Here is a 1,145-nt window from a genome sequence, read left to right on the forward strand (position 1 = left end):
CTCGGCGCGCACCGGCTCGGCGCGGCGGGGCTCCGGGCGGTGCGGCTCCAGGGCGGGGCGGTGGTCGGCCGCGCGCCGGTCCGGGGAGGTGCCGGCCGCCAGGGCCTGGGCCAGCGCCGGGTTCGGGTGGGTGACCAGCTGTTCGGGGATCAGCACCACGACGCCGGTGCCGCCGCGGGCGGACGGGCGGAAGGAGATCGACAGGCCGTGCTTGCGGGCCAGCGAGCCCACCACCGCCAGGCCCAGCCTGGTCCCGGCGGACAGCGCGGTGAGGTCCAGCGGTTCGGCGGAGACGGCCTGTTCGGCCCGGCGCAGCCAGGTGCCGCCGAGGCCGAGACCGCCGTCCTCGACGGTGATCACCAGGCCCGAGTGGACCTCCTCGACGTACACGTGCACCTCGGCGGGGGGCGCCGAGAAGTTGGCGGCGTTGTCGAGCAGTTCGGCCAGCGTGTGCATCACGCCCTCGGCCGCGAACCCGGCCACCGCGGCCGTGGAGGCCGAGTGCAGCCGGACCCGCTGGTAGGCGCCGATCCGGCCGAGCGCACCGCGAAGGATCGACTCCACGGCGATCGGCTTGGTCCACCGGCGGCCCGAGCGGGCGCCGGTGAGCACCGCGATGCTGTCGGCCATCCGGCCCACCTGGGCGGTGGAGTGGTCCAGCCCGAGCAGGTCGCCGAGCACGTCGTCGCCGTGCCGGTGCTGCATCTCGCGCAGTTCGGCGTGCATCGAGGTGGCCAGCGCCTGGACCCGGCCGGCGGCGGTGGCGCAGACGGCGAGCGCGGCGGCGCGCTGGCGCTCGCCCCGGCCGATCTCCTCGGCCACGGTGCGCAGCAGGGCGTCGTGCGCGGTGGCCGGGCGGCCGGCCAGCACGGTGTTGACCGCGGCGCCGGCCCGCAGCCGGCCGATCACCTCGGGCAGGGTCTCGTCGGCCAGGGCCTGCAGGTCGGCCCGTTCCTGCTCGGCCGTGCGGACCGCGGCGCGCAGCGTCCCGGCCTCGGCGTCGGCCTCGGCGAGCGCGGTGCGCAGGGCGTGCAGCTCGACGCGGTCGTGCTCGGTCCCGGCCTGGGCCTCGGCGAGCGCGGCGCGCAGGGCGGCCGCCACGTTGTGGGCGGCGGTGACGTCGGTGTGCAGCTGGGCGCTCTCGG

At 77.9% G+C, this 1,145-nt stretch carries 1 protein-coding gene; it reads right to left on the reverse strand.

Features of this window, described 5'->3' with window-relative positions; all coding sequences use genetic code 11:
• On the reverse strand, window positions 1-1,089 hold a 1,089-nt coding region (locus AA75_RS51140), incomplete at its 3' end, for an ATP-binding protein (protein WP_233289315.1).
• Between the last annotated feature and the right edge of the window lie 56 nt (window positions 1,090-1,145).

The sequence above is a fragment of the Kitasatospora sp. MBT63 genome (assembly GCF_000710465.2).
In the GTDB taxonomy this organism is placed as follows: Bacteria; Actinomycetota; Actinomycetes; order Streptomycetales; family Streptomycetaceae; genus Kitasatospora.